Origin of the sequence: Tolypothrix sp. FACHB-123, from assembly GCF_014697075.1 — a bacterium.
Classification (GTDB): domain Bacteria; phylum Cyanobacteriota; class Cyanobacteriia; order Cyanobacteriales; family Nostocaceae; genus Aulosira.
The window spans coordinates 52,498-70,031 of the sequence record NZ_JACJRE010000025.1; the positions used below are offsets into that span (position 1 = coordinate 52,498).

Consider the following 17,534-nt stretch of genomic DNA (forward strand, 5'->3'; position numbering starts at 1 on the left):
TGCTCTCATTGAGACGACGAATAAATTACTCGCCTTGATGAATTTGTTGATAAACCAAATCTCGAAGATTATTTGCTGTTTGGTTAGTAATAGATGCATAAAGACTCCTGAGAGTCATTCGCAGCAGAAAATTTTTTTGATGAGGTTGGATACCTAAACGTTGTCTTGCTGTTTGTGGAAGTTGCTGGTAAGAAGTTTCGCTGAATATTTCCACCGATTCTAATATTTCTGCTTCATTTCCTAACACTTGTAGTATCTGTTCACAAATATCTTCTAAATCAGTATCTATCCCGGTGACAATAGACATATCTCGGCTGATACTTGGTTTATTAGATACCTGATTATAGGTTTCCAGGTTCGTCATCTGGGCAGCTATTTGGAGATGGTTGCTTCGTAGCAAGCGAATGTCATCTATCCCCTTTACTAACATTACTAAACGATCTAATCCCCAACCAGATGCTAAACCTGTATAGCCTCTTTTGAGTAAATTCGGATGAATTTCTCCGCATTCTCCTATTTCAATCCAATTACCATTAACTAACACTTCAATTTCTAAGCCATTGCAAGTATATGGGTGAGATGTTTCGTTTAAGCGATAGGAAACACCGGGAATAATGGCGTTGATAATAACAGCAATTAACTGAATTAAAGCTGCTCTACCTAATTTTTGCTGTTGGCTAATTAACCATACATCCATTTGATGGGGTTCGCCAACATGACGTTTATATACCACATCTCGACGGTAACAAATACCGGGATGGAGAATGAGTTGTTCCCCCTGTAAGTGAGGAAGCAACTCTGGCATAATGACAGTGGTGTGAGTTCTTAGTAGCCTACCGTCGCTGAGGTAACGGGTGTATTTAGGGGAACGCGATAAACTTTCTTGAGGAATATACAGCTTATCGTAGTTATTGGCGATCGTAGTGATGGGAGAGGAACGCCAAATTATTGGTTCGGGATAACCGGATGCTTGCAGAACTTCGGCTATTTGGTAGACAATAAGATTAAGGGCGTGAATTCCATTAGCCGGGTTCGTTAAGTCCGGCTTAAGAAGTCCAGGTGGTTCATTTTTTGCCTCTCGTGAATTTATTTGTAATACAAGTGTAACACAAAATCTGATTCAGGAAATTACTAGCTATCATTTCTGCAATTGTTGCTGAATGGGAATCTGAATGACAAACTCTGTTCCTTCTCCCAAGGTAGAAAAACAAGTGAGCTTACCACGATGTTTTTCGGTAATAATTTGATAACTAATAGACATACCCATACCTGTACCTTTTCCTACAGGTTTGGTTGTAAAGAAAGGATCGAAGATGCGTTGCTGAATATTTTCGGGAATACCAACGCCGTTATCCGCGATCGCAATTTCTACCGATTGGCTATCAATAACTGATGTGCGAATGGTAATCTGGCTGGGTTTGGCTTTAATCTCTGCAACTGTGCGCTGACTATTTTGTTCTTCCATTGCATCGATGGCGTTGGATAAAATATTCATAAAAACTTGATTGAGTTGTCCAGGATAGCACTCAACTTCGGGTAAGTTACCATAATCCTTAATTACTTCTATTGCTGGATAAGGCGATCGCGCTTTCAGGCGATGTTGTAAAATTAGCAGCGTGCTATCGATTCCTTGATGAATATCCACTGTTTTAAAATCGGCTTCATCCATGCGTGAGAAGTTACGCAGCGATAACACAATCTCACGAATGCGATCGGTTCCTATCTTCATGGAATTTAGGATCTTCACCAAATCTTGCTGCAAAAAATCCAAATCCATTTCTTCCGCTTCGGCTTGGATTTCTGCTGGAGCCTTGGGATAAAACTTCTGGTAAAGTCGGATAAAAGCTAAAAGACTGTTTGCATAATCTTGTAGATAAGTCAAGTTACCGTGAATAAAATTAACTGGGTTATTAATTTCGTGAGCTACACCAGCTACCAGTTCTCCCAAACTGGACATTTTTTCACTTTGCACCAATTGTAACTGAGCTTTTTGCAGGTTATCTAAAGTCAGTTGCAACTGTTGGGTTTGCTCCCGCAAAAGAGTTTCAGCTTCCTGTAGTTCTGTGATAGAATTTTCCTTTTCTTGTGCATCAGATTTCATCTTTTGTGCTAGCTGATGTCCATAAAACGTCACGCTAGCAACCATCAGTAGCATTGCAGACGCGATCGCAAACTCATAATATCGAAATACATTAGCTGCTACCTTTTCTTGCTGCAAAAGGTGCTGCTGAATCTGGCTGACATTACGGCGAAAAATCGCCAGTGCTTTATTGACTTTATGATATTGACGATCCATCGTCGCCATGCGTTTCCCAGCCATTTCCGGCTGATTCTGGCGAAAGTAGGAAAAGATGAGTTTGGCTTCAGCTATCATTTCCGTGGTTGCTGCTTGTACTGAATCCAAGTCTTTGAGCAACTTTTCTACCTGTGCTGGATCTACTTGAGTTTGTAACTCTTGTTTAATGCTGTTAAATTTCTGCTCAAAGTTATCTTGAGCAATTGCTAATTTCTTTGATTCCATCTCCACATCTTGAGAATCAAAAACATCATTCCCTGGAGCATTAACATCTGCTAAAAGTTGACCTAATTCAGAATATCTTTCCAATCGCACAGCCCACTCATGATTTACCACAATGGATTGAGTATAGATGTCCATAATTCTGTGGTTAAGGTATAGGCTGCTGGATACAGTTAGGAGGTCAAAAGCTGCGAGAGCATAGTAAATATATTGCCACTTAGCTATTGAGAACCACTGCACAAAAGTGGGAAACTTTTTTTTCAGAAAAATTACTGATGTTGGCATGGGGATTCAATATCTAGACAGTCAAGATTAGTTATAAGTAATCCCAAAGAATTATTCACACGTAATTTTCTAGTCTAAATAAGAGTTGCAAGCCTTAATTTTTTGTATAAAGTGTGTGATAAATTCTGTCGAAATACTTATAATTAATTCTTCCCCAAATATCTCTGAGACGAACATAGATGCTCTCTGTGTTCTCTGCGCCTCTGCGGTTATTAAAAATGCTTATTTAATTAACTTCTGTAACGCCAATAAACCCGCGCCATAAGCAGGTTCATACTTGGGAAATATCACTTTTACTTCGGGAAAATTCTGATTGAGAGAAGCTGTAAACCTCTGATGCATTTTCGCTTTACCAGTCCACACACTTCCCGTAGTCACTACTTCTAAAATATGGCGATCGCTAAAAAGTTTATCAATAACTGTGGAAGTGGCGACAACTAAATATTGTACGGCATCATCAATGATTTGATTGGCGACGCGATCGCCTAAAGCAGCGGCTAAATCAACAATTTCTGCTAAAGCGGCGATTTCCGTCACACCCCAACCCCGACGATAGATCAACTCTACTAAATTTTCTAAATTGGATAATTCGAGATAAACTTTAAAAATATCTATCAAACTAGTAGGCATTCCACTACCATCGTAAGCTTTTAATGCAGCTTGCACGCCCGCGATCGCAATTCGATAAGCGCTACCTTCATCACCTAAAATATATCCCCAACCACCAACGCGCTTAGTTATTCCCTGATGATTGCGTCCAAAAATTATCGAACCGGTACCTGCGGCGGTGACAATTCCCACGCTATTACCAGTACCGCCAACTAACGCAATTAAAGCATCGTGACAAATCAAAATATTAGTTGCTGGTAATGCCCAGTTTATTGGCAATAATTGACTATTTTGTAATTCTTTAACTAAACTTTTGATAACTTCAATATCTTCTTTACGTCCTACACCAGCTAAACCTAAACAAATTGCACTAATTGTTATCGGTTTGGGAATATTTACGGCTTTATCTGTTGCCGCCATGATAGCAAATTCAATTGATTGTTTAGCTGTAGCAATACCGATACTTTGATAATTAGATGCGCCAGCTTCACCACGACTAATAACTTGGCGATTTTCATCCATCAAAACACAAACGGTTTTGCTACCGCCGCCATCAATTCCTAAAACGTAACTCATGGATAAATTCAAAACTCGCTATTTTATTGATTGCAGAAAAACAGAGGGCAGAAGTTATCAAGATATATTTTTTGTTATCTGTCTTGCTTTTTTCTTTTAATTGGTGGGAGGTTTGACTGGTTCTTGTAAGGGAATGAAAAAGATAGTAATCATTCCGGGAATCGTCAGCAAACAGACCAAAATAAAAAATAATGGATATCCCACTGCTTGTTGAATTGTACCGCTAATTGCCCCTGGTAACATCAAACCTAAAGCCATCAGTCCCGTAGATATGGCGTAGTGAGAGGTTTTATATTCTCCTTGGCAGATATACATTAAATATACGCTAAAGGCTGTAAAACCTAGTCCATAACCAAATTGTTCTAAGGAAACTAGGGGATAAACTAATGTGAGTGATGGTTTGGCATAGGCGAGATATACATAAAATATGTTCGGTAAATTCAACGCTAACGCCATTGGAAACAGACATTTTTTTAAGCCATAGCGGGAAATTAACATTCCGCCTAAAATGCCACCAATAATTAAAGAAAGTACGCCAAATGTTCCGTAAATTAGTCCAACTTGTTCTGTAGAAATAGACAAACCGCCTTTTTCTAATTTGTCTAAGAGAAATAACGAGGCTATTTTGACAAGCATGGCTTCACCGAATCGGTAAAGTAAAATAAATGCTAAAATCGCAATTATTTTCTCTTGTCGAAAATAGGTTTGGATAATATCTAAAAAAGGGATTTTTTCAGTTTGGGCTTGTGATTGCCTGGGAATATCTGAGGCTGGTAAAGGTAAAACGAAGCGGTGAAAAATAAACAGAATGGCAAAAATAAAGGCGGAAAAACCGATCGCGATCGCCCAACTTAAAGGAATATTATTGAGTGTGGTTTCTAAGCGTCCAGCTAAAACGACTAACAAGCCGCTACCAAATAATACAGCGATGCGATAAAAGAGCGAGCGAATACCTACAAAAAAAGCTTGTTGTTCGGGACTTAATGCCAACATATAATAGCCATCTGTAGCTATATCATAGGTGGCAGAAATAAAGGCTCCGACTGTTAAGGCTGCTAAGGAGATGAAAAAGAAATTTGGCAGTTGTAAGGATAAGGCGACTAAAGTTAAGCAGCAAAACATGGCAAATTGGGTGACAAGTATCCATGTTCTTTTGGTGGCGTAAATATCGACAATTGGCCCCCAAAACATTTTTAGTACCCAAGGGAGGTAGAGAAAGCTTGTCCAAGCGGTGATTTGGTCGTTGTCGATGCCGAGTTTTTTGTAGAAGATGACGGAAACGCTGCTGATGAGAACGTTGGGGACACCTTCAGCGAAGTAGAGGGTGGGAATGTATGTCCACGGGGAGGGGGTTTGAGGTTTCATAGTATTTAATGAACCGCCAAGACGCCAAGAGCGCCAAGAGAAGATTAAGAAGATAGGATAATACGTTTGATGCCGTCTTTGAGGAGATGGACGTTAAAGTTTATGAGGAGGGCGAGGGGAGAGTTAGTAATTTTTAGGTATGAGATTACTTGTGCTTCATGGATTGGGGCTAAATTCTGGACAGATTTCAATTCCACAATTAGGCAATTAGCAACAAAAAAATCTAATCTACTTGTACCTACTTCCTGTCCTTTGTAAGTAACTGTTACCGACTTCTCGCATTCATAAGGTATTCCACGGGCTAAAAATTCTATAATCAACGCTTGCTTATATACCTCCTCCAAAAACCCTGGCCCTAATACCCGATGTACCTCAATCGCCGCCCCAATCACAGCATAAACTAGCCTGTCCAATTCTTGACTTGGCTCTCTTCTCTTGGCGTCCTTGGCGTCTTGGCGGTTCATTTCCATAAATCCCTCTCCAACCCTGTGGCAAAATTTATTAGAGTCCTTCCAAACGTAGTTTTCCCCGCATGACCGCAACTATACCTAATCTCCCAAGTCTCTACGAACCCTTCTCCACAGAAGCCAAATGGCAAAAATTCTGGGAAGAAAACCAAATTTACAAAGCCGACCCCAATCACAGCGGCGAACCTTACTGTGTTGTCATCCCCCCACCAAACGTCACCGGTAGTTTACACATGGGACACGCCTTTGAAAGCGCGTTAATTGATGTGCTGGTACGCTATCACCGGATGCAGGGACGCAACACTTTATGGCTACCCGGAACTGACCACGCCAGCATCGCTGTACATACCATGCTGGAAAAGCAACTCAAAACTGAGGGTAAAACTCGCTATGAGTTGGGGCGCGAACAATTCTTAGAACGCGCTAAACAATGGAAGGCGGAATCCGGCGGATTTATTGTCAATCAGCTACGCCGCTTGGGTGTTTCAGTGGACTGGTCGCGGGAAAGATTTACCCTGGATGAGGGTTTATCGCAAGCTGTGGTGGAAGCGTTTACTCGCCTGTATGCGGAAGGCTTAATTTATCGCGGTGAATATTTAGTTAACTGGTGTCCTGCTTCCCAGTCGGCGGTATCGGATGTGGAAGTAGAAAACCAGGAGGTAAATGGTAATCTCTGGCACTTCCGCTATCCCCTCAGTGATGGGTCTGGTTATGTGGAAGTAGCGACAACTCGACCAGAAACAATGCTGGGCGATACGGGGGTAGCTGTTAACCCCAGTGATGAGAGATACAAGCATTTAATTGGCAAGACGGTAACTCTGCCAATTACACAACGGGAAATCCCGATTATTGGCGATGAATTTGTCGATCCCACTTTCGGTACTGGTTGCGTCAAGGTGACTCCCGCCCATGACCCCAATGATTTTGAAATGGGTAAGCGTCACAATTTGCCGTTTATTAATATCCTGAATAAAGATGGGACACTGAACGCAAATGCGGGTGAGTTTCAAGGCCAAGACCGCTTTGTAGCGCGAAAAAATGTGATTGCCCGCCTAGAGGCAGATGGCTTTTTAGTCAAAGTAGAAGCTTATAAGCATACTGTTCCTTATAGCGATCGCGGTAAAGTCCCCATCGAACCTTTACTATCTACTCAGTGGTTTGTGAAAATTCGCCCCTTAGCTGACCGGGCGCTGGAATTCCTCGACCAGAAAAATTCTCCCGATTTTGTCCCCCAACGCTGGACTAAGGTTTATCGCGATTGGTTAGTCAAGCTCAAAGATTGGTGTATTTCTCGTCAATTATGGTGGGGTCATCAAATCCCTGCTTGGTACGCAGTTAGTGAAACAAACGGACAAATTGCTGATAATACTCCCTTTGTCGTCGCCAAAAATGCTGATGAAGCATGGGAAAAAGCCAAATCACAATTTGGTGAAAATGTCCAGCTTGAGCAAGACCCAGATGTATTAGATACTTGGTTTTCTTCCGGACTGTGGCCGTTTTCCACATTAGGCTGGCCGCAACAAACCCAGGATTTAGCAACTTACTACCCCACGACTACCTTAGTTACAGGCTTTGACATTATCTTTTTCTGGGTAGCCAGAATGACGATGATGGCGGGTCATTTTACCGGACAAATGCCATTTAAAGACGTTTACATCCACGGGTTAGTTTTGGATGAAAAAGGTCAAAAAATGTCGAAGACTAAAGGTAATGGCATTGACCCCCTATTATTAATAGATAAATATGGCACTGATGCCCTACGTTATACCTTAGTTAAGGAAGTCGTCGGTGCAGGTCAAGATATCCGCTTGGAATATGACCGGAAAAAAGATGAATCGCCATCGGTGGAAGCTTCCCGTAACTTTGCCAATAAGTTGTGGAATGCGGCGCGGTTTGTGATGATGAATTTGGACGGACAAACACCGCAACAATTAGGTGAACCCATAGCCACCGAATTATGCGATCGCTGGATTCTTTCGCGCTACCATCAAGTAATTAAACAAACCAGTAATTACATCGATAATTATGGTTTAGGTGAAGCAGCAAAAGGATTGTATGAATTTATTTGGGGTGACTTTTGCGACTGGTATATTGAACTAGTGAAATCTCGCCTGCAAAAAGATGCAGATCCCGCATCACGACGAGTAGCACAACAAATCCTCGCTCATGTTTTAGAAGGAATTTTAAAACTGCTTCATCCTTTTATGCCTCATATTACCGAGGAAATTTGGCAAACTCTCACCCAACAACCAGCAGATTCCCCCCAAACTATATCCTTACAAACCTATCCCCAACTGAATACGCAGCAGATAGCGCCAGAAATTGAGACTCAGTTTGAGCTTTTGATTGATACCATCCGCACTATTCGCAATTTACGCGCCGAAGCCGAAATTAAGCCAGGGGCGAAAGTCACGGTAAACTTCCAAAGTGAAAACCCAACAGAACGCCAAATTCTGACTTTGGGACAAGCCTATATTAAAGATTTGGCTAAGGTGGAGACTTTAACCATTGCGGATAAGTCTAATCAAGCTACAGTTACTCCTAAAGAATCTGTTAGGGGTTTAAAAACCATAGGCTTAATTATTGTGGCGATTGTGTTTACTCGGTTGGCTTACACTGTTGGTTATGCAATTGATGAAGTTCCGCTATTTGGAACCTTCTTTGAAATTGTCGGTTTAGGTTACACAGCTTGGTTTGCTAGTCGCTATTTACTCTCAGCGTCAGCGAGAAAACAGTTGTGGACAAAGTTATTCCCACCCACAACAGAACAAGCGCCACAAGCAACACCGCAACCTGAATCAGCAGAAAATTCTATTGCTGGTGTTGTGGGTACAATCCAAGTTGTCATTCCCCTCAAGGGTGTAGTGGATATTGAAGCAGTGCGCGCCAAGCTAGAAAAAAGCCTCAGCAAAGCTGAAGCAGAAGCGCAATCTCTCACTAGCAGATTAAGCAACCCTAACTTTGTTGATAAAGCACCAAAAGATGTAGTCCAAACTGCGCGAGATGCTTTAGCAGAGGCGCAAAAACAAGCGGAAATTTTACGCGTACGTCTTCAGACGTTGCCGTAGGCATCGCCTACGTGGTTTAGTATAAATGCAAGCAGTAATGGGTAAATTAATCTATAGTTACCCATTACTCCTTTAAAAGCTCCAAATTTTTGAATTTTGCATTGAAGCTTTCTGCAAAGCAGTTAAACAAAAGTAGCGACAGCCATGCGATATTTAGCCCAAGTTCACAAAAACGAATTTTTAGAAAAGTACCAATTGCGCTTATTAGCACGCCAGGAAGCCGACAATCTTTGGGAAATTATCCCAGAAGAGGCGGTAATTCTCCTCGGAGAAGAAAACACCATGAGCGAAAAATTACTGGTGTTCGTGGAACTTTCCGCAACAGGGGAAATAGAAAGATTAAAAGAAGCCACCAATTGGTAATTACGATCAATTTACCCATTACCAGTTAAACTAACCAAAAAATCGAAAATTAAACATCAAAACTAAATTTTGAGTTTTGAATGGAGCAAATTTACAGCCATGCGATATTTAGCCCAAGTACACAAAAACGAATTTTTAAAACAGTACGAATTGCGCTTATTAGCGCGAGAGGAAGCCGAGCATATTTGGTCAATTATCCCAGAAGAGGCGGTCATTCTTTTAGGTAAAGGTAACACCATGAGTGAAAGATTGCTAGGTAACACCATGAGCGAAGGATTGCTGGTGTTAGTAGAACTTTCCGCTACCGGAGACATCGAAAGATTAGAAGATGCTACCAACTGGGTACTACATTTAGTCCAAGCTTACCTATCTACAGGTGTTAGCCCAGATTTTTTACAACAAGAAGCAGAAAGAGCAGAACATTGGCGACAAACCTTGACTTTACAAAATCAAGATTTAGCCCGACGTTCTTTAGAATTGGAAGCCCGGCGCGAACAAATTCAAGCCTTAGAAGAAAGTATTAAAAAAGAAAAGAATGGCCACCACAAACAAGAGCAAGGTGATTCATAATCAATACAGAAATATTTATTAAAGTAGCCAATTTTTTTGTATCAAAAAGAATTACTAATTAATAGTGATTTTCTCACATTAATTCAGAAACTACAACTCAAACATCCAGATAAAATATTGTATCAATACAAAATCAAAAACCTCATATATAGTAAGGGTTTTGTCATTGACTATGAGTTTAATTAGAATGTTTATAGATTAAATATTTGTAGTGCAACCCTCCGGAAAAGCAAGCTAGCAAAAGCATCTCGTAGAGAAGAGAGGATTTTAGTCCTCAGATAGAAATAAATGCCAATATTTTTACATCAATTAACAAAGTTAGCTTTATTCCCATCAACTTACTGCAATCAGACTTTAGATGGAAAAAATTTCTGATTATTTAGATTTATCTTCAAAGTCTGTTAAGGCGCAAGCAAACTCTCTAAACGAGGTTTTAATTAATACTTCTTTCATTCCCCTTTCTAAAGCAGAATCGCGAATCATATCTGCTAATTCTACAAATAATAGAGAAACCATAAAACGGTCTTGACGATCGATTTGTTTCAAACAAGACGAGATAAATTCATACAACTCTGTTTTTCTGGGTTTGGTTTCTTCTTCCCACAATTGAAAAGCTAACCTAAAAGTTTTCAAGCGGATTTCACTAGTATTATAAGACGTATCTTTGTAGCGAATTGATACGCGCTGGGGCATTTCCATAGATTTTAACAGATAGACTCACTATAAAGTCTTATTCAGTTTTTATCTGGACTCATCCGGAGAAATATTCTTGTTAAGAATGAGGGACTATGAGTTAGGGATGAAGAAAATCAGATTTTGTGCTGAATCAGGGAATGAATTCTGATTTATTGAAATTATAAATTCCTGATTCTCTCTGTGTCTTTGCGCTTCTGCGTGAGATAAATACTCCCGTAATTTTGCAACGTTGTTTATATTATTGAGTAATAGAAAAATTATACATTTACGGGTAAATTCTCACTAAACTTGATCTCAGAAATCGCTACAATCAGAATGTTTACTTAGTTGACGCTGAAGTTGTGGCTACTGTATCTTGTCCTCGCTGTCATCAACTCGTAGATAATCAGGCGATTACTTGTCCTTATTGTCGCGTAACTCTCAAAGCTTACGGTCATCCGGGTATTCCCTTGCATCGTGCTGTTGGCGATGAGTATCTTTGTGATAGTTGTACCTATCACGCTGATGATACTTGCAATTTTCCGCAACGTCCCTACGCTAAAGATTGCACCCTTTACCAAAATATTGCGGAGAGTAAATTACAGTCACAACCGCAACTTACTAATCAAAGTTTCGGTGTAACTGTGAAAAGTTGGATTAAACGCAATCAGGCTTTGCTGTTGTTATTAGGTTTAGTATTGATCTGTTTACTAATTGCGCTTTCAACATCTTAAATAATTTGTTAGTTGTTAAACTAATTTAATTTTACTGGCGGCTCTGGTGGCTTTTTCTCTTGCTTGTTGGATATCTGCACCTTTAGCCAAGGCTACACCCATACGGCGATAGGGATGGGAAGTCGGTTTACCAAATAAGCGGATATCTACATCTATTTCTGATAAAGCATCTGCAACACCTGTATAGGTGATGGAATCTGATTTTTCGGAAGCTAAAATAACCGCACTAGCTGAAGGGCCAAATTGTGCAATGTTGGAAATTGGTAAGCCTAAAACTGCTCTTAAATGTAATTCAAATTCATTGAGATTTTGGGAAATTAAGGTGACCATTCCCGTATCATGGGGTCTGGGAGAAAGTTCGGAAAAAATTACTTCATCTTTAGTGATGAAAAACTCCACGCCAAAAATTCCTGCACCGCCTAAAGCATCGGTAACTTTTTTAGCAATTTCTTGAGCTTTTAATATTTTATCTTCAGATATACCTGCTGGCTGCCAAGATTCTTGATAATCGCCTCTTTCTTGACGATGACCAATAGGAGCGCAGAAAATTGTCGGTGCATTCCACTGTTTAATTGTCAGTAAGGTAATCTCAATTTCAAAGTCAATAAATTCTTCGACAATTACCTTTTGAGTATCACCGCGAGAATTTGCGATCGCATAATTCCAAGCCTGTTCAACTTCATCTTTATTTTGTATTACCGACTGACCTTTTCCAGAAGATGACATCACAGGTTTTAACACATTAGGAAAGCCAATTAAATCAGCAGCAATGCTCAATTCTTCTAGGGAGTTAGCATAACCATATCTAGCTGTTCTAATGGCTAATTGTTGATTGGCTAAATCGCGTATTCTATCCCGATTCATGGTGTAATTTGTAGCCGCAGCCGTGGGAATAACTGTAATTCCCCTCTGCTCAAATTCCAAAAGTTTTTCGGTTCTAATCGCTTCAATTTCCGGTATAATTAAATCAGGTTCATGCTTAGTGACTATCGCTTCTAAATCATCAGCGCTGAGCATGGAAATCACTTCTGAGCAGTCAGCAACTTGCATTGCTGGTGCATTGGGATAACGGTCAACAGCAATTACATAATTACCCAGGCGTTGAGCAGCAATGACAAACTCTTTACCCAATTCTCCCGCACCCAATAGCATTAATTTTTTAGGTAATTTAATCGAATTATTCATTAATCTGATTTTCTGATTTTACGTTTAATTATCATCGGTCGAAGTTCTAAACCTAGCACCACGTATTTGTAAATCTTTACGTTGCTGAGGGGTTAAACCCGTACCATTACTAAACTGACATTCATCTACAAGCGCACTCAACCAAATCGTCTCATTTAAGGTTGCGCCGCTTAAATCTGCATTACGTAAATCAGCGTTGGTAAAATTTGCAAATAACAGGTCTGCATTGACTAAACTGCAACCTTGGAGATTTGCTCCTGATAAATTACCACGAATAAAATTAACTGATTCTAAGTTTAACCCAGATAAATCTGCGCCGCTCAAATTAGGAAATTTCAGATTGCTGGGATTATTTAAAAAACGGCTAATACAGGTGATATTCGCTGTATTTAGCTTTATTTGTGTTAAAAACATATACCGAGATATACCTAATTTTTGGAGTATTTTTAACCGTTGTTGTGGAGTTTGTTCTAAGAAATAAATAGCGCGATCGCGTAACTCTTGAGTTGGGATATTGAGCATTATTCCATTGTTGAGCATTATGATCTAATGTTTATACGTTGAGTATACTGCCGATTGTTTGTGCTGGGATTCTCACCTCGTGAAATAGAAAACAAAAGAGCGATCGCAGAATTCGCCAACAAAGAAAGTAGTTTTTAAATTTCTCTATCTGCTGGATAATCGATATCTCTGTAAACATGCCGATCTATCTAAAATTAAAACTATCCTACCTGTGCAATAACTTTGCCAATTTCTTGAGGGGTTGCACCTGTCGCTAACATTGCGCGAATCAAAAGTTCAATGGAAACAGAAGAGTCACAATTTTCAGCTTTAGCAATACGAGGCTGGCTTGAGTGCAATTTCTCTGCTAATTCTGTTTGAGTCATTAATTTTTGTCGTCGCTCTTTCAAATTACGACTAAGTGCAAGTTTAATCTCAATAAGTGCAGCTTCTTCTTGTGTTAGTTCCAAAAATTCGGAAACATTTCCAACTTTCCAGCCTTTTTCTTCTAAACGTTTTCTTTTAGCTTCATCCATAATATTAATCCTGTGTGTCCTGCTCGTACTGGCTCAGTCTTTTTTTGCTGTTGTCGATTACGCTATTTGGTGTAGTTCTAGTTGTTTTATTAAAGACTTCCAGAATTAAAATCGCATCGTCATCAACGCGGTAAATAATTCGCCAATTTTTACCTGTATCCCGAATCCGCAGTTCATGACAATGTTTTCCAATACTAGGCATTGGTCTTGAATGTGGCAATCCCAGATTTTCACCTTGCTGTAAGCGCCTGAGTAATACTCCTGCTTCTATACGTGCTTCCTGGCTAAAGGGAGAAGTTTTAATCTCGCCATGTAACCAGACTAAAGGTTTGTCGCTTGCGTCCATTTATCAAATATATCAAATTTGATATATTTTATGATTGCAGCAAACAAACTTGTTTAAGTTAGCAGAAAATTGCCATGATTTAAGAATCCATTTCGGCTAATTCTAACCACCGCTCAGTCGCCTTATCAATTGCTTGCTTTAACGTTTCCACCTGCTCGTATAATTTTTGTACTTGGCTATAATTTCCCGGTGAAACATTCAATAAAGCTTTTTCAACTTCGGATTTCTCATCCTCTAATTGAGAAATTTTACCTTCTAATTGTTCAAATTCTTTTCTTTCCCAATTTGACATCCTGCGCCGCTTTTTCGGTTCGGTATCTTGCGGTTTAGATGCAGGTTTTTCTGCCTCTACCTTGTTAGATTTTTCTTTATTTGTGGCTTCTTGTTGTGCGGCTTCCTCAGCTTTTTTATAATCAAGATAAACTGAGTAATTACCAGGATATTGACGCAGCAACCCACCTTCTTCAAAGGCAAAAATAGTATCTACAGTTCTGTCTAAAAAATAGCGATCGTGGGAAACTACAATTACAGATCCAGAAAAATCTTCTAAATAATCTTCGAGTACGGCTAATGTTTGCACATCTAAATCGTTAGTCGGTTCGTCTAAAATTAAGACATTAGGTACGCTCATGAGGACGCGCAACAAAAATAAGCGGCGTTTTTCCCCACCAGATAATTTATGAATTGGTGCATACTGCTGGTTACCAGGAAATAAAAATCGCTCCAACATTTGGGAAGCTGTAATTTTCGTTCCATCAGCTATTTGCACAAATTCGCCTTCTTCTTTGATGTAGTCAATCACGCGCTGATTTTCGTTTAAAGCTGTGAGTAATTCTTCGGAATGTTGGTCAAAATAACCGATATGAATTGTCGAGCCAATATCTACATTACCTGAATCTGGCTGTACTCTGCCAGTTATCATATCCATTAATGTGGATTTTCCCGCACCATTACCACCAATAATGCCAATGCGGTCTTCAGGACTAAATTCGTAGGTAAAATCTTTAATTAAGGTGCGTCCATTATAGCCCTTGGAAATGTTATCTATCTCAATAACTTTTTTGCCAATGCGCCTACTAGCTGTGGAAATATCTACTTTACCTTGAGCTTGTTTAAACTCCATTTGGCGCATGGCGTGAACGCGCTCAATTCTCGCTTTTTGTTTGGTACTCCGCGCTTTAGGGCCGCGTTTAAGCCATTCTAATTCTCGCCTTAATACGCCTTGGTGTTTGCGTTGACTGCTAACAGCAGATTCTTCAGCTAAAGCTTTCTTTTCGAGGTAATATGAATAGTTACCCGTATAGGTGTAAATATCACCTCGGTCAATTTCAATAATCCGATTGGTGACACGATCTAAAAAATAGCGATCGTGAGTAATTAAAAATAAGGCACCACGATAACGATTTAAATAACTTTGCAACCACTCTACAGAAAGCGCATCCAGATGGTTTGTTGGCTCATCCATGAGCAAAACATCAGGTTCAGATAGCAAAGCTGTGGCTAAAGCAATCCGCTTTCTATAACCTCCTGATAATGTGCCAATTACGGTATCAAAGTCAGAAATTCCTAATTTGGTGAGGATAATTTTGGCATTAGTTTCTAATTCCCATGAGCCAGTTGCATCCATTTTTTGCATTACCGCCGAAAGCCGGGACATTAACTGACTATCTTCGGGATAATGGGCTAATTTATCAGAAAGTTCTTCATATTCCCGCACTAAAGCCATGTGTTCGCCACTATCAGCAAAAATCTGCTCTAATACTGTGCGATTTTCGTCTAAATCTGGCTGCTGGGGGAGATAGATAACTTTGGCACCAGAGTTAACTAAAATTTGTCCGCTATCAACTGGTTCTAGCCCAGCAATCATTTTTAATAAAGTTGATTTACCAGAACCATTAGTACCAATTAAACCAACTTTATCAGTTGCATCTAAACTAAAGTTGGCATCTTTTAAAATTTCTTTGATGCCAAAATCTTTTTTAACTGATTGTAGGGTAATAACGCTCATAAAAGTTAGTAATTGGTCGTGCAAATTGATGTTCTAGGTAAGATATCTACCCTACCTAGAAACGCAAATTTTAGAGAAATAAATCCAGAGGTAAATGTCCATACATTTCGTTAATTCCTCCAGGATTGTGAGATTGGCAAGAAACTAAGACTCCACGATGATGTCCAGAATAGGAATCGATATAACATAAGCCATTCTTACCATTTAATTTGATATAAACTGGGCCTTCAATGTCGGGTAAGTTGCTGGGAACTTCATAACCTAAAGCGTGGGTATAGGTTTTCATTGCTAGCTTACCTGCTTCGGCGTTATCAGCACAAATACCCAAAATTTGGTAATCGGAAAGTTTGGCGATCAAAATTAAAGCTCGCCTCACGGAAGCTTTTTCTGATGGCTTGAGGATGGGAGCAATATCGAGACAAGTAAATTTATTGAGAACCTTTCTGGCGTCTTCAACTGTGAGATTGGGATGATTAGGAGTTGACATGAATGTAGTTGGTTGGAGTTCTGGATGACGATTAGGAATTTGCGGTTGAGATTGTTTACTATCCTAAGAGGATGTACTGCATTTGGCGGATCTTGTTTGTTCTGGTTTCATACTCCATGCGATTTGTGAGTAGTTTCAATATATCTTTACAACTGACTACTGACTACTAACTACTGACAAACTTAAGGCTGATTTTGATTATTCCCTAGGTTAAAAATAAAAGGTACGCTGCTTTTGGCGTCGTTCCCCATAACTAAAACATTTGGCATTTGCGAACCACCAGCTTTCCAAGCTTCTATCGCTTCTTTTTGTAGCACTAATTGCCCACCTTGGGCTTTAAGGGTTTCTGCCAACAGCCTCTGCGCCTCCGCCTTACCTTTAGCGCGATTAATTTCTGCTTGTGCTTCTTGTTCTGCTTCTCGCGCTATGTACACTGCTCGTTGTGCCCTTTGTTCAGCGATTTGTTTTTCTTCCACTGCTCTGGCAAATTCTGGGGAAAAAGTCAAGTCAACTACACTAGTATCCAGCACGATTATCCCATATTTATCTAAGCGATCGCCTAAGGCGTTGTCAAAGTCTTCCTTCAATTCGCTACGTTTGGTAATTGCCTCTTCCACGGTTCTTTTCGCAGCCGCAATTTTAAATGCTTCTTGGGTTTGGGGAGCAATAATTTTTGAGACAATATTTTCTAAGGTACCTTGTTTTCTTCTCACCTCTACTACCTGGGTAGGATCGAGACGAAAGTTAATGGCAAATCGTGCCGATAAATTTTGCAAATCTTTGGTAGAACTCTCGGCGGGAACTTCAAATTTTTGCACTGTTAAATCGTATACATCAATTGCCGATATAAAGGGCGGTTTTAAGTGAATACCCTCCAGTAAGGCTCCATCTTTAGCTTTACCCAAGATACTAATTACTCCTGCTTGTCCTGGGTTAATAATGATAAAGGAATTCAGACCGATACTCACCAGTATGGCTAACACCACTCCTAAAACTGTAGTTTGCCAATTCGCAAATTGCTGATTTTTCAAATTGTTATCTCCTTATGATATGGGCATTGGGCATGGGGCATTGGGCAATTCAATTTTGGATTTTGGATTTGCGATAGCGCAGCGTTAGCGAGTCCGCGAGCGTCTTTTGGATTGGGTTTGAATCTAAAATCTAAAATCTAAAATTCCTTGTCCCCCTGATCCCTGCTCCCTGCCCCCTTGCCTAATCTCCCTCATCACCTTGTATAAATC

16 protein-coding genes and 1 pseudogene are annotated in these 17,534 nt (G+C 39.9%); 4 read left to right on the forward strand and 13 right to left on the reverse strand.

What is annotated here, in order from left to right; genetic code table 11:
• Positions 1–25: 25 nt before the first annotated feature.
• The 5 genes from H6G41_RS17610 to H6G41_RS17630 all read right to left on the reverse strand — a co-directional run bounded on the left by H6G41_RS17610 (position 26) and on the right by H6G41_RS17630 (position 5,823).
• A complete protein-coding gene (locus tag H6G41_RS17610; RefSeq protein ID WP_308796219.1) occupies positions 26–1,120 on the reverse strand; it encodes a hypothetical protein in 1,095 nt (364 codons plus the stop codon).
• A gap of 18 nt (positions 1,121–1,138) precedes the next feature.
• Entirely contained in the window at positions 1,139–2,803 is a 1,665-nt protein-coding gene (locus tag H6G41_RS36005) for a sensor histidine kinase (RefSeq protein WP_190747481.1), read from the reverse strand.
• A 222-nt stretch (positions 2,804–3,025) separates the two neighbouring features.
• Positions 3,026–3,988 (reverse strand): N-acetylglucosamine kinase, encoded by a 963-nt coding sequence (locus tag H6G41_RS17620; protein WP_190747482.1) that lies wholly within the window; start codon positions 3,986–3,988, stop codon positions 3,026–3,028.
• A 96-nt stretch (positions 3,989–4,084) separates the two neighbouring features.
• Positions 4,085–5,353, reverse strand: coding sequence for an AmpG family muropeptide MFS transporter (locus tag H6G41_RS17625; RefSeq protein ID WP_190747483.1), 1,269 nt, complete (start codon positions 5,351–5,353; stop codon positions 4,085–4,087).
• A gap of 44 nt (positions 5,354–5,397) precedes the next feature.
• Positions 5,398–5,823, reverse strand: a complete 426-nt coding sequence (locus H6G41_RS17630; RefSeq protein WP_190747484.1) for a GxxExxY protein — start codon at positions 5,821–5,823, stop codon at positions 5,398–5,400.
• Between the two features lie 62 nt (positions 5,824–5,885).
• On the opposite strand from H6G41_RS17630, the gene H6G41_RS17635 reads away from it, so the two are divergent.
• The 3 genes and pseudogenes from H6G41_RS17635 (at position 5,886) to H6G41_RS17645 (ending at position 9,821) form a co-directional block, all read left to right on the forward strand.
• Complete coding sequence (locus H6G41_RS17635; protein WP_190747485.1) at positions 5,886–8,888, forward strand: valine--tRNA ligase; 3,003 nt, start codon at positions 5,886–5,888, stop codon at positions 8,886–8,888.
• Positions 8,889–9,032: 144 nt separating this feature from the next.
• A pseudogene (locus H6G41_RS17640) lies at positions 9,033–9,248 on the forward strand (hypothetical protein); the annotation flags it as partial.
• A 102-nt stretch (positions 9,249–9,350) separates the two neighbouring features.
• On the forward strand, positions 9,351–9,821 hold the full coding sequence (locus tag H6G41_RS17645) for a hypothetical protein (RefSeq protein WP_190747486.1): 471 nt from the start codon (positions 9,351–9,353) through the stop codon (positions 9,819–9,821).
• A 375-nt stretch (positions 9,822–10,196) separates the two neighbouring features.
• Here the strand turns inward: H6G41_RS17645 and H6G41_RS17650 are convergent, their stop codons facing one another.
• On the reverse strand, positions 10,197–10,520 hold the full coding sequence (locus tag H6G41_RS17650; protein WP_190747487.1) for a hypothetical protein: 324 nt from the start codon (positions 10,518–10,520) through the stop codon (positions 10,197–10,199).
• Positions 10,521–10,858: 338 nt separating this feature from the next.
• Between H6G41_RS17650 and H6G41_RS17655 the strand changes: the two genes are divergently transcribed.
• Positions 10,859–11,230, forward strand: coding sequence for a zinc ribbon domain-containing protein (locus H6G41_RS17655; RefSeq protein WP_190747488.1), 372 nt, complete (start codon positions 10,859–10,861; stop codon positions 11,228–11,230).
• 15 nt (positions 11,231–11,245) lie between these two features.
• On the opposite strand, the gene purT is transcribed toward H6G41_RS17655, so the two are convergent.
• The 7 genes from purT to H6G41_RS17690 all read right to left on the reverse strand — a co-directional run bounded on the left by purT (position 11,246) and on the right by H6G41_RS17690 (position 17,324).
• Positions 11,246–12,415: a formate-dependent phosphoribosylglycinamide formyltransferase gene (purT, locus tag H6G41_RS17660; protein ID WP_190747489.1), complete on the reverse strand. Its 1,170-nt coding sequence runs from the start codon at positions 12,413–12,415 to the stop codon at positions 11,246–11,248.
• A gap of 24 nt (positions 12,416–12,439) precedes the next feature.
• Positions 12,440–12,937, reverse strand: coding sequence for a pentapeptide repeat-containing protein (locus H6G41_RS17665; protein ID WP_190747490.1), 498 nt, complete (start codon positions 12,935–12,937; stop codon positions 12,440–12,442).
• Between the two features lie 200 nt (positions 12,938–13,137).
• Positions 13,138–13,452 carry a helix-turn-helix domain-containing protein gene (locus H6G41_RS17670; protein ID WP_190747491.1) on the reverse strand — a complete coding sequence of 105 codons (315 nt, stop codon included), beginning with the start codon at positions 13,450–13,452 and terminating at the stop codon, positions 13,138–13,140.
• Between the two features lie 4 nt (positions 13,453–13,456).
• Positions 13,457–13,798, reverse strand: a complete 342-nt coding sequence (locus tag H6G41_RS17675) for a type II toxin-antitoxin system RelE/ParE family toxin (RefSeq protein WP_190747492.1) — start codon at positions 13,796–13,798, stop codon at positions 13,457–13,459.
• Positions 13,799–13,877: 79 nt separating this feature from the next.
• The gene (locus H6G41_RS17680) at positions 13,878–15,806 is read right to left on the reverse strand and encodes an ABC-F family ATP-binding cassette domain-containing protein (protein WP_190747493.1); all 1,929 of its coding nucleotides are present in this window, start codon (positions 15,804–15,806) and stop codon (positions 13,878–13,880) included.
• Between the two features lie 70 nt (positions 15,807–15,876).
• Positions 15,877–16,293, reverse strand: a complete 417-nt coding sequence (locus H6G41_RS17685) for a DUF1824 family protein (protein ID WP_096645997.1) — start codon at positions 16,291–16,293, stop codon at positions 15,877–15,879.
• 182 nt (positions 16,294–16,475) lie between these two features.
• Positions 16,476–17,324, reverse strand: a complete 849-nt coding sequence (locus tag H6G41_RS17690) for a prohibitin family protein (protein ID WP_190747494.1) — start codon at positions 17,322–17,324, stop codon at positions 16,476–16,478.
• Positions 17,325–17,534 lie beyond the last annotated feature (210 nt).